Raw genomic sequence first — 14,633 nt, forward strand, 5'->3', positions numbered from 1 at the left:
CCCCGCCCCCCCCCCCCCCCCCCCCCCCCCCCCCCCCCCCCCCCCCCCCCCCCCCCCCCCCCCCCCCCCCCCCCCCCCGGGGCTGCCGGTCCACGAGGCGACGGGCAACATGGTCGTCGACATCGGCGGCGGCACCACCGAGGTGGCCGTGATCTCGCTCGGCGGGATCGTCACCGCGCAGTCCATCCGGGTGGCGGGCGACGAGCTGGACAACGCGATCATCCAGCACATCAAGAAGGAGTACAGCCTCCTGCTGGGCGAGCGCACGGCCGAGAGCATCAAGATCACGATCGGCTCGGCGCACGATCTGGAGGACGACGAACACACCGAGATCCGCGGCCGCGACCTGGTCAGCGGGCTGCCCAAGACCGTGGTCATCTCGGCCTCCGAGGTCCGCAAGGCCATCGAGGAGCCGGTCAACTCCATCGTGGACGCGGTGAAGACCACCCTCGACAAGTGCCCGCCCGAGCTCTCCGGCGACATCATGGACCGCGGCATCGTCCTCACCGGCGGCGGCGCCCTGCTGCGCGGGCTGGACGAGCGGCTGCGGCGTGAGACGGGCATGCCCATCCACATCGCCGAGGACCCGCTGGACTCGGTGGCGCTGGGATCGGGCAAGTGCGTCGAGGAGTTCGAGGCGCTCCAGCAGGTGCTCGACGCCCAGCCGCGGCGGTGACGCCGGGCCGGACCGGCTCCCCGCGCCCGGCCGGCCAGCGGAGGCGAGCGGCCCGGGAAACCGGAGCGACACCACGGTCAGACAAGTCGGACAAGGGAAGGCACGGCCGTCGCACGTGAGGGATACACGAGAGAGCCGGCTGCTGCTCGTTCTGTTGGTCGCCATCGCGTTCGCACTGATCACGGTGGACATCCGCGGCGGTGAGCGATCGCCGCTGGACGGAGCGCGGCAGGTGGCCGCGTCCGTCCTCGGCCCGGTGGAGAGCGGCGTCGCCGCCGCCGTCGACCCCGTCGGCAACGCCATCGGGGCCGTACGGGACTCCGGCGAACGCCACGACCGGATCAGCGTACTGGAGCAGGAGAACGCCGAACTGAAGCAGAGGCTCGCCGCCGCCGACCGTGACAACCACCGGGTCGAGCAGTTCGACGACCTGCTGAGGACCGCGGGCGCCGGGCAGTACGGCATCAAGGCCGCCCAGGTGGTCGGGATCGGCGCCGCCCAGGGCTTCTCCTGGACCGTCACCATCGACATCGGCCGTGACGACGGCATCAGGCGAGACATGACCGTGATGAACGGCGACGGACTCGTCGGCCGGGTCACCACCGTCGGCCCGGGAACCTCCACCGTCCTCCTGGCCAACGACCCCGACTTCACCGTCGGCACCCGGATGGAGGGCACCGGCGAGCTCGGTTTCGCGGCCGGCCGCGGCGACAGCGCGCTGACCGTCCAGCTCCTCAACAGCAAGGCCGAGGTGAGGAAGGGCGACCGCCTGGTCACCTTCGGCTCCAGCAACGACCGGCCGTTCGTGCCCGGCGTGCCGGTGGGCGAGGTCATCCGGGTCGATCCGCACAGCGGCGGCCTCACCCGGACGGTGCGGGTGCGGCCGTACGTCGGCTTCACCAAGCTCGACATCGTCGGCGTCGTCGTCAGACCACCGCGCACCGACCCCCGCGACGCGGTCCTCCCGCCCAAGCCGAAGGACCGGCCCGCCCCGACGGTCACCGTGACCGCCACCCCCTCCGCCGACGCCGACGCCGGCACCTCCGCGGACGCCACCCCCGGCCCCTCCAGGAGCTGACCGACAACATGCACCCCAACCGGATCCTGCTCTCGACCGCGCTCGTCGTCGTCGCCCTGGTGGTCCAGGTCAGCGTGCTGGCCCGCCTCCAGCTGCCCGGCGCCGTCCCCGACCTGCTGCTGCTGACCGTCCTCGGCCTGGCGCTGGTGTACGGCCACACCGGCGGAGCCCTGGTCGGCTTCGCGGCCGGGCTGCTGGCCGACCTCGCGCCGCCCGCCGACCACGCCATGGGCCGCTACGCCCTGGTGCTGTGCGTCATCGGCTACGCCGCCGGCCTGACCAAGCCGGAGAACGGCCAGCACCGCTCGGCCACCGTCCCGATGCTCGTCGTGGCCGGCGCCGCGCTCTCCTCCACCCTGCTCTACGCCGGCGTCGGCGCGCTGGTCGGCGACACCGCGGCCCGCCATGTCGGCCTGGGCCTGCTGCTGACCACGGCCACCCTCTACGACCTGCTGCTCGCGCCCTTCACCGTCCCGGTGATCATGGCGCTGGCCCGCCGCACCGCGCACGATCCGCTCGCCGAGACGGCCGGCAGCGCCGGCGACGGCGCCCGCACCTACGGCGGACTGCTCGGCTCCGGAGGGCTCGGCGGACTCCGCGGCCGTGCGGGCGCCGCCCGGCGCGGCGGTCTGGCGGCCCGGGCCCCCAGGAGCGGAACGGGACGGATCAAGGGCGTCAAGCGGCTGTGACGGCGACTGTGACGGCGGCGACTGTGATTGCGACGGAGACGCAGTGAGCAACATCCCCGAGACCGGGCGCACCCCCCGGGTCACCATCCGGCTGATCGCCATCCAGATCCTGGTCTTCTCCCTGATGCTCACCCTCGGCGGGCGGCTGTGGTACCTGCAGGTCCGCAACGGCGAGGAGTACGCCGAGAAGGCCGCGGGCAACCACGTGCAGCAGGTCGTCCAGCCCGCAGTGCGCGGGGCCATCCTCGACGCACGCGGTGTGCCGCTGGCCGACAACGAGACCCGGCTGGTGGTCTCCGCCAGCCGCACCGAGCTGATGAAGATGGACGACGACGGCGAGGCCGTCCTCACCCGGCTGGCCGGTGTCCTGGACATGGCGTACAAGGAGGTCTCCGAGAAGATCCGCCTGTGCGACGCCGAGACCCCGCAGCCCTGCTGGAACGGCTCCCCCTACCAGCCGATCCCGGTGACCGATGAGGCCACCACGCAGCAGGCCCTCCAGATTCGCGAGCGCCAGGAGGACTTCCCCGGCATCACCGCCGAACCCGTCGCCGTCCGCCGCTACCCGGCCCCGTACGGCGCGCGGACCTCGCAGGTCCTCGGCTACCTCTCGCCCGTCACCGACGAGGAGATCGCACAGACCAAGGACACCGGCTCCCCGCTGCTCAGCTCCGACCAGGTCGGCCGCTCCGGCCTGGAGCGCCAGTACGACGCGGCGCTGCGCGGCGACGCGGGTGTGACGCGCTACAAGGTGGACAACCTCGGCCGCGTCATCGGGGAGGCCGAGAACGACAAGGGCGAGCCCGGCTCCTCCCTCGTCACCAGCATCGACGCGCGCGTCCAGGCCATCGCCGAGAAGGAGTTGGTCAAGGCGATGGAGGAGGCGCGCAAGCAGCACGACCACAACACCAACCGCAACTACGAGGCGGACGCGGGCGCGGTCGTGGTGATGGAGGCGAAGACGGGCCGCATCGTGGCGATGGCCTCCGCGCCGGACTACGACCCCAACGCCTGGGTCGGCGGCATCTCCGCCAAGGACTACGCCGGGCTCACCGGCAAGAAGTCCAACTACCCGCTGCTCAACCGGGCCATCCAGGGGCTGGCCGCACCCGGCTCGATCTTCAAGGTGATCCCGACCGCCGCGGCCGTCAAGGCGGGCTACCCGTTCAACGGGCGCTACAACTGCCCGTCCTCCTACAGCATCGGCGGCCAGGTCTTCAAGAACTTCGAATCCCAGAACCACGGCATGATCGACCTCGGCCGTGCGCTGGAGGTCTCCTGCGACACCGTCTACTACGCCCTGGCGCACGAGGAGTGGAAGAAGGACGGCGGCCACAAGCCCAGGAAGAACCCCGACGACTGGTTCTACAAGATGGCCCACGAGTTCGGCCTCGGCAAGCGCACCGGCATCGACCTGCCCAACGAGGTCACCGGCCGTGTGCCCGACCGGAAGTGGAAGCGGGAGTACTGGGAGGCCAACAAGGACGCCTGGTGCGAGTACGGCAAGAAGGACGGGGACTACGTCGAGAAGATCGCGTACGAGAACTGCCTGGAGGGCAACAGACTGCGCGCCGGCGACAGCGTCAACTACTCCATCGGACAGGGCGACACACTGGTGACGCCCATTCAGATGACGGCCATCTACGCGGCCCTGAGCAACGGCGGCACCATGTACGAGCCCACCGTCGGCAAGGCCGTCATCAGCCCCGACGGCAGGACCGTCGAGGAGATCGAGCCGAAGAAGCGCGGCAGGCTGCCGATGGACGCCAGGACCCTGCGCCTGACCGACGAGGCGCTGGAGGGCGTGGCCACCCGCGGCACCGCCGCCTGGCGCTTCGCCGACGCCGGCTGGCCGCACAAGGAGATCCCCATGCACGCCAAGACCGGTACGGCCGAGGTCCACGGCAAGCAGACCACCTCGTGGTTCGCGACCTACACCGACGAGTACGCGATCGTGATGACGATCTCCCAGGGCGGTACCGGCTCCGGGGCCTCCGGCCCCGCGGTGCGCGCGATCTACGACGCCCTGTACGGCGTCGGCGAGGACGGGAAGATCGACAGGAAGAGGGCCCTGCTGCCCGAGCCGCAGGAGAAGCTTCCCGAGATCAACCCGGACGGCACCATCGAGGCCCTGCGCCAGAAGGGCTTCAAGCCGTGAGCACCCACTCCTACAACGGGCGGCCCTGGCAGGAGCGCTCCGCCTGGAGCAGACTGACGGCCCGCGACTCCGTCCTGCGCCGCCTGGACTGGACGCTGCTGCTGGCCTGCGTGGCGCTGTCCGTCCTGGGCTCGCTGCTGGTGTGGTCCGCCACCCGCAACCGCACCGAGCTGAACGAGGGCGACCCGCAGCACTTCCTGTGGCGCCATCTGACCAGCCTCGCCATCGGCGTGGCGCTGTCCGCGGGCACCGTCTGGCTCGGCCACCGCAGGCTGCGCGGCGCGGCCCCGGTGCTGTACGTCCTGTCGGTGCTGCTCACCCTGCTCGTACTCACCCCGCTCGGCGCGACGATCAACGGCCAGCGCGCCTGGCTGGACCTGGGCGCCGGTCTGTCGCTCCAGCCCGCCGAGTTCGCCAAGATCACCATCATCCTGGGCATGGCGATGCTGCTCGCCGCCCAGGTGGACGCCGGCGACCGGCTCCACCCCGACCACCGCACGGTGGTGCAGGCCCTCGCGCTGGCCGCCGTGCCGATCGGGGTCGTCATGCTGATGCCCGACATGGGATCGGTGATGGTGCTGGTCGTGATCGTGCTGGGGGTGCTGCTGGCTTCCGGCGCCTCCAACCGCTGGATCATCGGCCTGCTGGCCACGGGCGGCGTGGGCGCCGTCCTGGTCTGGCAGCTCGGCGTGCTCGACGAGTACCAGATCAACCGCTTCGCGGCCTTCGCCAATCCCGCGCTCGACCCCTCCGGCGCCGGCTACAACACCAACCAGGCCAGGATCGCCATCGGCTCGGGCGGCCTCTACGGCAAGGGATTGTTCGAGGGCAGCCAGACCACCGGGCGGTTCGTCCCCGAGCAGCAGACCGACTTCGTCTTCACCGTCGCGGGCGAGGAGCTGGGCTTCCTCGGCGCGGGGCTGATCATCCTCCTGGTGGGCGTGGTGCTGTGGCGCGCCTGCCGCATCGCACTGGAGACGACCGAGCTGTACGGCACGATCGTCGCCGCCGGGATCATCGCCTGGTTCGCCTTCCAGTCCTTCGAGAACATCGGGATGACCATGGGCATCATGCCGGTCGCCGGTCTGCCGCTGCCCTTCGTCAGCTACGGCGGCACCTCGATGTTCGCGGTCTGGATCGCCATCGGGCTGCTCCAGTCGATCCGGGTGCAGCGCCCGGTCTCCGCCTGAGCCCGGACCCGCCCGGGCCCCGCCCGGCCTCGGACCCGCCCGCGTACCAGCCCCCGCCGGTACGCGGGCGCGGGGCCCGCCCCGGCAGGCGTTACGCTGGATGGTCACCCCCGTCCGCCGCACGCGCGGACCGTCAGCACAGAACCAGCGAACCCCCAGCATCCGAGGACACCACCCATGCCTGTCGAGTCGGTCTTCCCGCGCCTGGAGGCCCTCCTCCCGCACGTCCAGAAGCCGATCCAGTACGTCGGCGGAGAGCTGAACTCCACCGTCAAGGACTGGGACGCCTGCGATGTCCGCTGGGCCCTGATGTACCCCGACGCCTACGAGGTCGGCCTGCCCAACCAGGGCGTCATGATCCTCTACGAGGTCCTCAACGAGCGCGAGGGCGTGCTCGCCGAGCGCACCTACAGCGTCTGGCCGGACCTGGAGAAGCTCATGCGCGAGCACCGGGTCCCGCAGTTCACCGTGGACGCCCACCGCCCGGTCGGCGCCTTCGACCTGTTCGGCGTCTCCTTCTCCACCGAGCTGGGCTACACCAACCTGCTCACCGCCCTGGACCTGGCCGGCATCCCGCTTCGGGCGGAGGACCGCACCGCGGACCACCCCGTGGTCGTCGCCGGCGGCCACGCCGCCTTCAACCCCGAGCCGATCGCCGACTACATCGACTGCGCGGTCATCGGCGACGGCGAGCAGGCCGTACTGGAGATCACCGAGATCACCCGGGCATGGAAGGCCGAGGGCCGCCCAGGCGGCCGCGAGGAGCTGCTGCTGCGCCTGGCGAGGACCGGCGGCGTGTACGTCCCCGGCTTCTACGACGTGGAGTACCTGCCCGACGGCCGTATCGCCCGCGTCGTGCCGGGCCGCTCCGGCGTACCGTGGCGGGTGTCCAAGCACACCGTGATGGACCTCGACGAGTGGCCCTACCCCAAGCAGCCCCTGGTACCGCTGGCCGAGACCGTCCACGAGCGGATGAGCGTGGAGATCTTCCGCGGCTGCACCCGCGGCTGCCGCTTCTGCCAGGCCGGCATGATCACCCGCCCGGTGCGCGAGCGCTCCATCACCGGCATCGGTGAGATGGTGGACAAGGGCCTGAAGAACACCGGTTTCGAGGAGGTCGGCCTGCTGTCGCTGTCCTCGGCCGACCACAGCGAGATCGGCGACGTGGCCAAGGGCCTGGCCGACCGCTACGAGGACGACAGGATCGGCCTGTCGCTGCCCTCCACCCGGGTGGACGCCTTCAACATCGACCTGGCCAACGAGCTGACCCGCAACGGCCGCCGCTCGGGCCTGACCTTCGCCCCCGAGGGCGGCAGCGAGCGCATCCGCAAGGTCATCAACAAGATGGTCTCCGAGGACGACCTGATCCGCACCGTCGCCACCGCCTACGGCAACGGCTGGCGCCAGGTGAAGCTGTACTTCATGTGCGGCCTGCCCACCGAGACCGACGACGACGTCCTGCAGATCGCCGACATGGCCGCCAAGGTCATCTCCAAGGGCCGCGAGGTCTCCGGCTCCAACGACATCCGCTGCACCGTCTCCATCGGCGGCTTCGTGCCCAAGCCCCACACCCCCTTCCAGTGGGCCCCGCAGCTGTCGGCCGAGGAGACCGACGCCCGCCTGGAGAAGCTGCGCGAGAGGATCCGCGGCGACAGGCGCTACGGCCGCTCCATCGGCTTCCGCTACCACGACGGCAAGCCCGGCATCGTCGAGGGCCTGCTCTCGCGCGGCGACCGGCGCGTCGGCGACGTCATCCACGCCGTCTACGAGGCCGGCGGCCGCTTCGACGGCTGGCGCGAGCACTTCTCCTACGACCTGTGGATGGAGTGCGCCGAGCGCGCTCTGGCCCCCCACGGCGTGGACGTCGACTGGTACACCACGCGCGAGCGCACCTACGAGGAGGTCCTGCCCTGGGACCACCTCGACTCCGGTCTGGACAAGGACTGGCTGTGGGAGGACTGGCAGGACGCCCTCGACGAGACCGAGGTCGAGGACTGCCGCTGGACCCCCTGCTTCGACTGCGGCGTGTGCCCGGCGATGGACACCTCCATCCAGATCGGCCCCACGGGCAAGAAGCTGCTCCCGCTGACGGTCGTCAACAAGTAGCCCGCCGCCCGCCCGCGGGCACCGCGGCCCCACCCCCGGCCAGAGACACCCTCTGGCCGGGGGCGGGGCGCGCTGACACACTGGCCGCATGCCGCTCGTCGTGAGGTGCGGTTCCCGCACGGACGAGAGGCTTTCCCGTTCCGGAAAGCCAGGGACCTCGGCCCCGCTGCCCGAAGGCCGGAAGCATCAATCGGGACACCGGCTGTCGATGTGAGGGGAAAGCTGTGGGCGCTGCGGGACGCATCTGTTCAGACGCTCCTCCACCGCATGCTCACGCCTCCACACCCGTCAGCGCTCGACAGGCGGTCGTCCGCACCACTCACAGCGCCTGGGTGATGGCGCCGTAGCTTCTGCCCTCGGTTATGAGTTCCCGCGACTACCGGGGCTCTTCGGTGTGCATGACCTCGGAGCGGCCACCGACGTGCCGGTCCTCGTTCATCGTGGCTTACGGTGTCGGCCGCGTCCGGGAGCCAGGGGGTCGGCAGGAGGCTCAGGGGTCTCTTCCCGGGATACCTGCTCGGTGGGAGGCCGGACGATCCTGCGGGCATGAGTCAGGTTGTCGGCCATCGTGAAGAACTCCCACGATGATCCGTTCCACCGCTCGACCAACCTCGGCTGGCCGGGATCCACATGTTCACCGCGTCGGGGGCCGTAGGCGTGCACGATGCGCATTCGGCCGATTCGGGCTTCGCGGCGAGCTGCGCGACGAACCGTGCTGTCCAGTCCTCCAGGGGATCGTCCGGCAGGTGGGTTTCCCGCTCCTCTCCCTCACTCATGTCGGGCAGGACCCCCAGCGGTGGGGGACCTGTGGACGGGCGAGCATGAAGGAGACGGCACCGCCCAGCGGGCGTCCCGTCGCCGTGCCGTTCTGCCGCACGGTGAGGCGTGCCAGCTCCGAGGAGTAGAGCCAGCCGCCCACCGTGGCGAGGATCTGCCCGCCCGGCCTCACCTGTGCGATCCACTCGGCAGGGATGTGCAGAACGCCGCAGGTGGCGATCAGCCGGTCGTAGGGAGCGCCCTCGGGGTGCCCCCTGAGACCGTCACCCACGACAAGGTCGGGGAAGTGGCCGGCCCGTCCCAGGGCGACTCGGGCGCGGCCTGAGACCTCCGCGTCCACTTCGACAGAGGCCACCAGCTCGTCGCCCAGGCGGTGACAGAGCAACGCCGTGGAGTATCCCGTCCCTGTGCCGACCTCCAGGACGCTCATGCCGTCGCCGACGTCCAGTTCCTCCAGCATCCGGACCACGAGGCCGGGCAAGGTGCTCGAACTGGTCGGCTGCCGGTAGATCCGGCCTTCGATGTCGGTCGGCATGACGGTTCCGGCGACCTGGGTCACCAGCGAGTCGTCGGAGTAGCAGGCCGACAGCCAGGCCGGGTTCTCCGGCCCAACCGGCTCCCAGCCCGTACGGCCCCCTTCGTCCGTGCGCCGGAAGAAGCCTCCGCGCAGAAACTCGTGCCGTGGAATGCCGAGGACGGCTTGACGCCACTCCGGTGAACGAAGATCGCCGCTGGCCGTGATGTGGTCGGCCAGTGCTTCACGAAGGATCTTGTCGGTGGTCATCGCGGATGACGCTCCAGCAGGTCGGCCATGGCGGAGACCATGGGCAGCCCGGTAGGCGGCTCCAGCCAGGCCCATTGGCCGGACGGATTGCACTCCAGAAACCACCATGCACCGTGGCGGTCAAGGGCGAAGTCGAATGCGCCGAAGACCAGCCCGAAGTAAGCGAGGTAGCGCCTGAGCGCGGCTTCGAGGCCGTCCGGGGGCTTGACGACGCGGTAGGAGAGTTTGCCGTAGTCCGTTCGCCAGTCCAGAAGGCCGGAGTCGATACGGACGGGAAAGATCCGGTCCCCGATCACCGTCACCCGAACATCGGCGACCTTGTCCACGCGCCTCTGGAAGAGATGGGCGGTGCCGGCCACCTGTTCGTCCAGCTGGTCGGCGGTGACTTCCCCGACCTCCACGGTGCAGGACGCCCCGTCCACGCGGTACAGCGGAGTGGACAGGGGCTTGTAGATGGCAGGGCCGTGGTCCTTGACGAACCTTTTTGCCGCTTCGGGGCCGGAAGTGACCATCGTGTTGGGGACCTTGAAGCCGCACTGCGCCGCAGCGACGAGCCCCGGGGGCTTGAACTCGGCGTCTCCGATGCGGTGGGGTGGTTGACATACAGACAGCCGGGCAGGGACGCGAGGACGCCACCGAGTCCGTAACGGGCCTGTGTGACGGCGAACCGCGCGTCCTGCTCATTGAGGTGCGGGAAGGCGAAGCCCGAAGGACGCCGGTAGTAGAGGGAGCGGACGTGGGAGAGGTCTGCGGCGCGGGTCGGGGTGACCAGGGTTCCACTGACGCCCTCTTCAGTGATGGTTGCTGCGACCGACAAGGTGGCGGGGAAGTCCCCGGAGTCGAGCCGCACGACCGGGGTGCCCCGGTTGTGCGGCTCGTTGATCACCAGGTCGGTCGTAGGGTCGTCGATCATGGTGACGACCAGCACCGGGCCGTCATTGATCACTGGTCGCTGTCGTTCCCGGTGTCCTGGTCACCGCCACCGGAGCCACCGGGCCCGGAGCCGTCCGACGGGTTGCCGGTGTTTGTGGCCGGGTTCGTGCCGGTGCTGGTGCCATGTCCGGGCATCTCCATGACCTGCCCGCTGTGGTCGAAGTAGCGGGCAGTCTGCGTCGTGGGGTCGATCTCGGCTCGCGCGTAGCCGGGCGCCAAGGCCGGGTACGGGGCCATCCTCCGAACGCCCCACGGAACGGCGGTTGCATGCCCCTGGGGCACCGGTGAATCGGTCGGGAGCCGATCCGAGTGATTGAACACGTTGTCCTCCATAGTGGGTTTCGCAGTGATGTTCGGGTGAACCCGCCCGGGTCGCGCTCGACCTGTCCATCAACCGGGCGCGCCCGGAGCGGGGTGGAACCCCGCCTCCGTGGCAACCAGCCTCTGCCGTGGGGTTGGTGGCGGCCTACGTGCCAGGGAGGCGGGAGATCAGAGGCGGTCCTTCGCTTCCACATAGGCCCAGACCATGTGGTCCAGTTCGGCGATGCACTCACGGCATCCGTAGAACGGCGCCTGTATCCCGGAAGAGGTCACAGGCCCGAGCCAGATCACGGGAATGTGTGAGCGCCGGCAGTACAACCAGCACATGCCTGTGGTCCATACGTGCCTTTCGTCCGCCTGCGCTGGGCACGGACGGCCGCTCGGGGGGTGCGGCGCCGCTCCCGGCAGAGGGCTGAAGGCACTCACTACGCGGTGGGCGGGACGGGGCGCAGGCTTCCCCTTCGGCACCGGAGGCACTGGCACGGGGGCCAGCGGTCTGTCTTCGGAGGTTGGTCGACCGGCTTTACCGTGTGCGTACGCTTGACTGTCCGTCGCCTGCCGTCAGCGGACACCCGGTATACCGAGATCGTCATCATTAGGCCCCCAGCTTGCCGCTCGTCGCCTGTTGTCGCTTTCCGTAATCAGTCAACGACAGATGCGTGTTGTGAAGGCGCACAAGAAGTGCACAACCCAAGGCATGGGTAGAAGCCCCTGAGAGCATGGAGACCGGGACAACCGACCAGGAAGACATGGCGCATGAGTGCGGAGATCACCACGCCCGGGCCCGGCGCGAACGTCAAGGTTCTGCGTCTGCGGCGGGGTTGGCCGCAGGATCAGCTCGCCGTCAGGGCCGGTATGTCGAAGTCGATGCTCGGGAAGATCGAGCGAGGCGACCGGCCGCTCACCCAGAGCATGGGAGCGGCGCTCGCGAACGCCTTCGGGATCACGCTGGACGAGTTGTTGGGACAGGCTCTGGTACGGGCCGGCGACGAGGACCGGCTGAACGAGCTGCGGAGCGTCATGCGGCGCTTCGACCTCCCGACCGGTGAGCCCGTCCGGGGTGACCGGCTCGAGCGGGATCTCGCCGAGCTGTTCCGTCTGCGCGGTGACGCCGACCTCTCCGCCGTGACCCGGGCCCTGCCCGGTCTGCTGCGGCGAGTGCAGGACCACGCCCACGGCACAGGACTGCCCGAGGACTGGGCGAAGGTCGCCGACGTGTACAGCGCGGTCTACTGGCTGGCGGCCCGGCACCGCTGGATGACACTCGCGGAGCTGGCGGTCACCAGGCAGGTGCAGGCGGCGGAGCGGGCGAACGCCCTGACCCGCGCGGTGGCGGCCCGTGACGAGGCCGGAACCTTCCTCAACGGCGGCGACTTCGCCGGAGGGCTGGCCCTGGTGGACCATGCGGTCGTGCTCGCCGAATCCACCATGTGGGGCAGGCCGCGCCACCTCGCCCTGGGGCTGCTGCACCTCAGGGGGATGACGCTGGCGGGCCGGCTGCGGGACGACCGGACCGCCGAGCGGCACATCAAGGCCGCACGAAAGGCCGCGGAGGCCGTCGGCACCGATGTCAACGTGCAGGGCGTGCACTTCGGTCCGGAGAACACGGTCACCCATGTGGTGGCGACCCGGGTCGATCTGAAGAGGAACGCCGAGGCGCTGGAGGACGCGGAGAGGTACCTCCGCAACGGGTACTCGCTGCCCGCGACCCGCATCGGCCCTCTCCACATGAACATCGCCAGGGCGAAACTGGCCCTGAAGGACCGGGACGGCGCGGTGGACTCCCTCATGGCGGCCTGGAACGCCGCGCCGCAGATGGCGAAGGTCCACCCCACCAGTCAGGAACTGAGCAGGGTGCTCGTCTCCCTGCACCGGCGGAGCAATCCGAGGATCAACACTCTGGCGAAGAGGGCGGGCATCCACCTCTGACAGCGGATGACGGGCCGCATCGGCGGGAAGGCCCGGCCAGAGGCATCCGCTGGCCGGGGGCGGGGCGCGCTGACACACTGGCCGCATGCCCGAGCTGATCCTCCCCGGCCCCCGCGTCCACGCCTCCTTCCTGGAGGCGATGAAGGAGTTCGAGGCCGAGGGCCGCGGCGTGCGGGAGGACAACTCGATGCTCGGCCGCGACATCCTCCGCTACGGCGGGCGCTGGGAGGACCCGGAGGTCTTCGCCGAGTACGCCGCCGCCGTCCGCGCCGACGCCGACGAGGACGGCCCGCGCCCCGAGGGCCACGTCCCGTGCACCACCCTGTGGTGGGTCGAGGGCGACACCTACCTCGGCCGTATCGCCGTCCGTCACAGGCTCAACGGCTTCCTGCTCGACTACGGCGGCCACATCGGCTACGACGTCCGGGCCTCCGCCCGCCGCCGCGGCCACGCCACCGCGATGCTGCGCGCCGCCCTGCCCGTCGTCCACTCCGTCGGCATCGACCCGGTGCTGGTCACCTGCGACGACACCAACACAGCCTCCCGCCGCGTCGTCGAGAAGTGCGGTGGTGTCTTCGAGGACCGGCGGGGGAAGAAACTGCGGTACTGGATCGCCACGGGACCGGCCGCGCCGCGGGTGCGGAGGGCCGGGCCGGGAGAGGCCCAAGCCGCCGGCGAGTAGGCTGGTGGGCAGGTACGGGCCTACCGGCCCCGCACCGGCGGGGACGGCCCGGCCTCCAGTGTTCGACCGAGGGGCGCTTGTCGCGCCACCCCGCAGCAAGGAGAAGGATCCTGGGCAAGCGACAGCCCGAAGGCCCGCCGCCCGCACCCGCGGTGCAGCGCATCCGCCTGCGTTACACCAAACGCGGCCGCCTCCGGTTCACCAGCCACCGCGACTTCCAGCGCGCTTTCGAGCGGGCGCTGCGCCGGGCCGAGGTGCCCATGGCGTACTCCGCGGGCTTCACCCCGCACCCGAAGGTCTCGTACGCGAACGCGGCGCCGACCGGCACGGGCAGCGAGGCCGAGTACCTGGAGATCGCCCTCACCGAGCGGCGCGACCCGGAGGCGCTGCTGCGGCTGCTCGACGGGTCGCTGCCCGACGGACTCGACGTCGTCGACGCGGTGGAGGCGCACACCAGCGGCTTCGCCGACCGTCTGACGGCCTCCCGCTGGGAGCTGCGGCTCGACGGGGTGGAGCCGCAGGAGGCCCGCAAGGCGGCGGAGGTCTTCCTCGCGGCGGAGTCCGTCGAGGTCAGCAGGCAGACCAAGAAGGGCGTGCGCACCTTCGACACGCGTGCCGCCGTGGCCTCGCTGGAGGCCGCCCCGGCCGGGTCCGATAGGCTCGGCGAGGGACCCTGTGCGATACTGCGCCTGGTGGTACGGCACCTGACACCTGCCGTACGACCCGACGACGTCCTGTCCGGCCTCCGAGCTACGGCCGACCTGGCGCCGCCGGTCCCCGCAGCGGTGACCAGGCTGGCGCAGGGGCCGCTCGATGAGGAGACCGGCACGGTGACCGATCCGCTTGCGCCCGACCGCGACGCAACCCCCGCCGCGACGGTGCCGGACGGTACCGCGTAAGGCCGCCGCCGCCGCGCCGCCGATGTGCGAGGCACCAGGGAGCCACCCGGGTCCGGCCGTCAGGCAGGCGCATCCACCAGCAGACTTTCGCCGTGTCCGAGCCCGACGGCACGGAACCGGCGAGCGAGACGACAGCTCCCGTGCGGCGCCCGCGCCCCGGACAGCGGGCCGCGCACAAGAGGCGGAGCCCGGCCGGATCGAGGCACGGCGCCCGGGAGCGTGAACGGGAGAACCGCCCGCATGCGCGAATCCACGGAATCCGCGGAGTCCACACCCGCGGAGAACATCGAGACCACGTCCGCCGTGCCCGCCGCGACCGGCACGGAGGCGGAGACCGGGCAGGGCAGCCCCAGCGACACGCTGCCGCCGCGCCGGCGCCGCCGCGCCGTGTCCCGGCCGGCGGGCCCGCCC

Annotated in this window: 11 protein-coding genes and 2 pseudogenes; 9 read left to right on the top strand and 4 right to left on the bottom strand. The window is 70.8% G+C overall.

What is annotated here, in order from left to right; all coding sequences use genetic code 11:
- Nucleotides 1-76: 76 nt before the first annotated feature.
- From mreB to LJ221_RS02270, 6 genes and pseudogenes are all read left to right on the top strand, one after another.
- Nucleotides 77-676 (top strand): annotated as a pseudogene (gene mreB / locus LJ221_RS23865) (rod shape-determining protein MreB); the annotation flags it as partial.
- A gap of 115 nt (nucleotides 677-791) precedes the next feature.
- Nucleotides 792-1,754, top strand: coding sequence for a rod shape-determining protein MreC (gene mreC, locus LJ221_RS02250; protein ID WP_241713237.1), 963 nt, complete (start codon nucleotides 792-794; stop codon nucleotides 1,752-1,754).
- A gap of 8 nt (nucleotides 1,755-1,762) precedes the next feature.
- Nucleotides 1,763-2,443 carry a rod shape-determining protein MreD gene (gene mreD, locus LJ221_RS02255; RefSeq protein ID WP_241713239.1) on the top strand — a complete coding sequence of 227 codons (681 nt, stop codon included), beginning with the start codon at nucleotides 1,763-1,765 and terminating at the stop codon, nucleotides 2,441-2,443.
- A 43-nt stretch (nucleotides 2,444-2,486) separates the two neighbouring features.
- Nucleotides 2,487-4,601 (top strand): penicillin-binding protein 2, encoded by a 2,115-nt coding sequence (mrdA, locus tag LJ221_RS02260; protein WP_241713240.1) that lies wholly within the window; start codon nucleotides 2,487-2,489, stop codon nucleotides 4,599-4,601.
- A complete protein-coding gene (rodA, locus tag LJ221_RS02265; protein ID WP_241713242.1) occupies nucleotides 4,598-5,791 on the top strand; it encodes a rod shape-determining protein RodA in 1,194 nt (397 codons plus the stop codon). Before mrdA ends, rodA begins: the two co-directional genes overlap by 4 nt.
- Before the next feature lie 177 nt (nucleotides 5,792-5,968).
- Entirely contained in the window at nucleotides 5,969-7,897 is a 1,929-nt protein-coding gene (locus LJ221_RS02270) for a TIGR03960 family B12-binding radical SAM protein (RefSeq protein WP_241713244.1), read from the top strand.
- A 435-nt stretch (nucleotides 7,898-8,332) separates the two neighbouring features.
- Here the strand turns inward: LJ221_RS02270 and LJ221_RS02275 are convergent, their stop codons facing one another.
- From LJ221_RS02275 to tgmA, 4 genes and pseudogenes are all read right to left on the bottom strand, one after another.
- Nucleotides 8,333-8,569, bottom strand: a complete 237-nt coding sequence (locus LJ221_RS02275) for a DUF6087 family protein (protein WP_241713246.1) — start codon at nucleotides 8,567-8,569, stop codon at nucleotides 8,333-8,335.
- A 100-nt stretch (nucleotides 8,570-8,669) separates the two neighbouring features.
- Nucleotides 8,670-9,458: a protein-L-isoaspartate(D-aspartate) O-methyltransferase gene (locus tag LJ221_RS02280; protein WP_241713248.1), complete on the bottom strand. Its 789-nt coding sequence runs from the start codon at nucleotides 9,456-9,458 to the stop codon at nucleotides 8,670-8,672.
- A pseudogene (tgmB, locus tag LJ221_RS02285) lies at nucleotides 9,455-10,371 on the bottom strand (ATP-grasp ribosomal peptide maturase). The gene LJ221_RS02280 and the pseudogene tgmB overlap by 4 nt, the downstream one beginning before the upstream one ends.
- Nucleotides 10,372-10,400: 29 nt before the next feature.
- Nucleotides 10,401-10,712, bottom strand: coding sequence for a putative ATP-grasp-modified RiPP (tgmA, locus tag LJ221_RS02290; RefSeq protein WP_241713267.1), 312 nt, complete (start codon nucleotides 10,710-10,712; stop codon nucleotides 10,401-10,403).
- 756 nt (nucleotides 10,713-11,468) lie between these two features.
- Here tgmA and LJ221_RS02295 point away from each other — a divergent pair.
- The 3 genes from LJ221_RS02295 (at nucleotide 11,469) to LJ221_RS02305 (ending at nucleotide 14,222) form a co-directional block, all read left to right on the top strand.
- Nucleotides 11,469-12,641: a helix-turn-helix domain-containing protein gene (locus LJ221_RS02295; protein WP_241713250.1), complete on the top strand. Its 1,173-nt coding sequence runs from the start codon at nucleotides 11,469-11,471 to the stop codon at nucleotides 12,639-12,641.
- An 85-nt stretch (nucleotides 12,642-12,726) separates the two neighbouring features.
- Nucleotides 12,727-13,323, top strand: coding sequence for a GNAT family N-acetyltransferase (locus tag LJ221_RS02300; protein WP_241713252.1), 597 nt, complete (start codon nucleotides 12,727-12,729; stop codon nucleotides 13,321-13,323).
- Between the two features lie 152 nt (nucleotides 13,324-13,475).
- Nucleotides 13,476-14,222, top strand: coding sequence for a TIGR03936 family radical SAM-associated protein (locus tag LJ221_RS02305; protein ID WP_241713254.1), 747 nt, complete (start codon nucleotides 13,476-13,478; stop codon nucleotides 14,220-14,222).
- Nucleotides 14,223-14,633: the final 411 nt, after the last annotated feature.

This window comes from Streptomyces sp. CNQ085 (assembly GCF_022614595.1).
Taxonomy (GTDB): domain Bacteria; phylum Actinomycetota; class Actinomycetes; order Streptomycetales; family Streptomycetaceae; genus Streptomyces.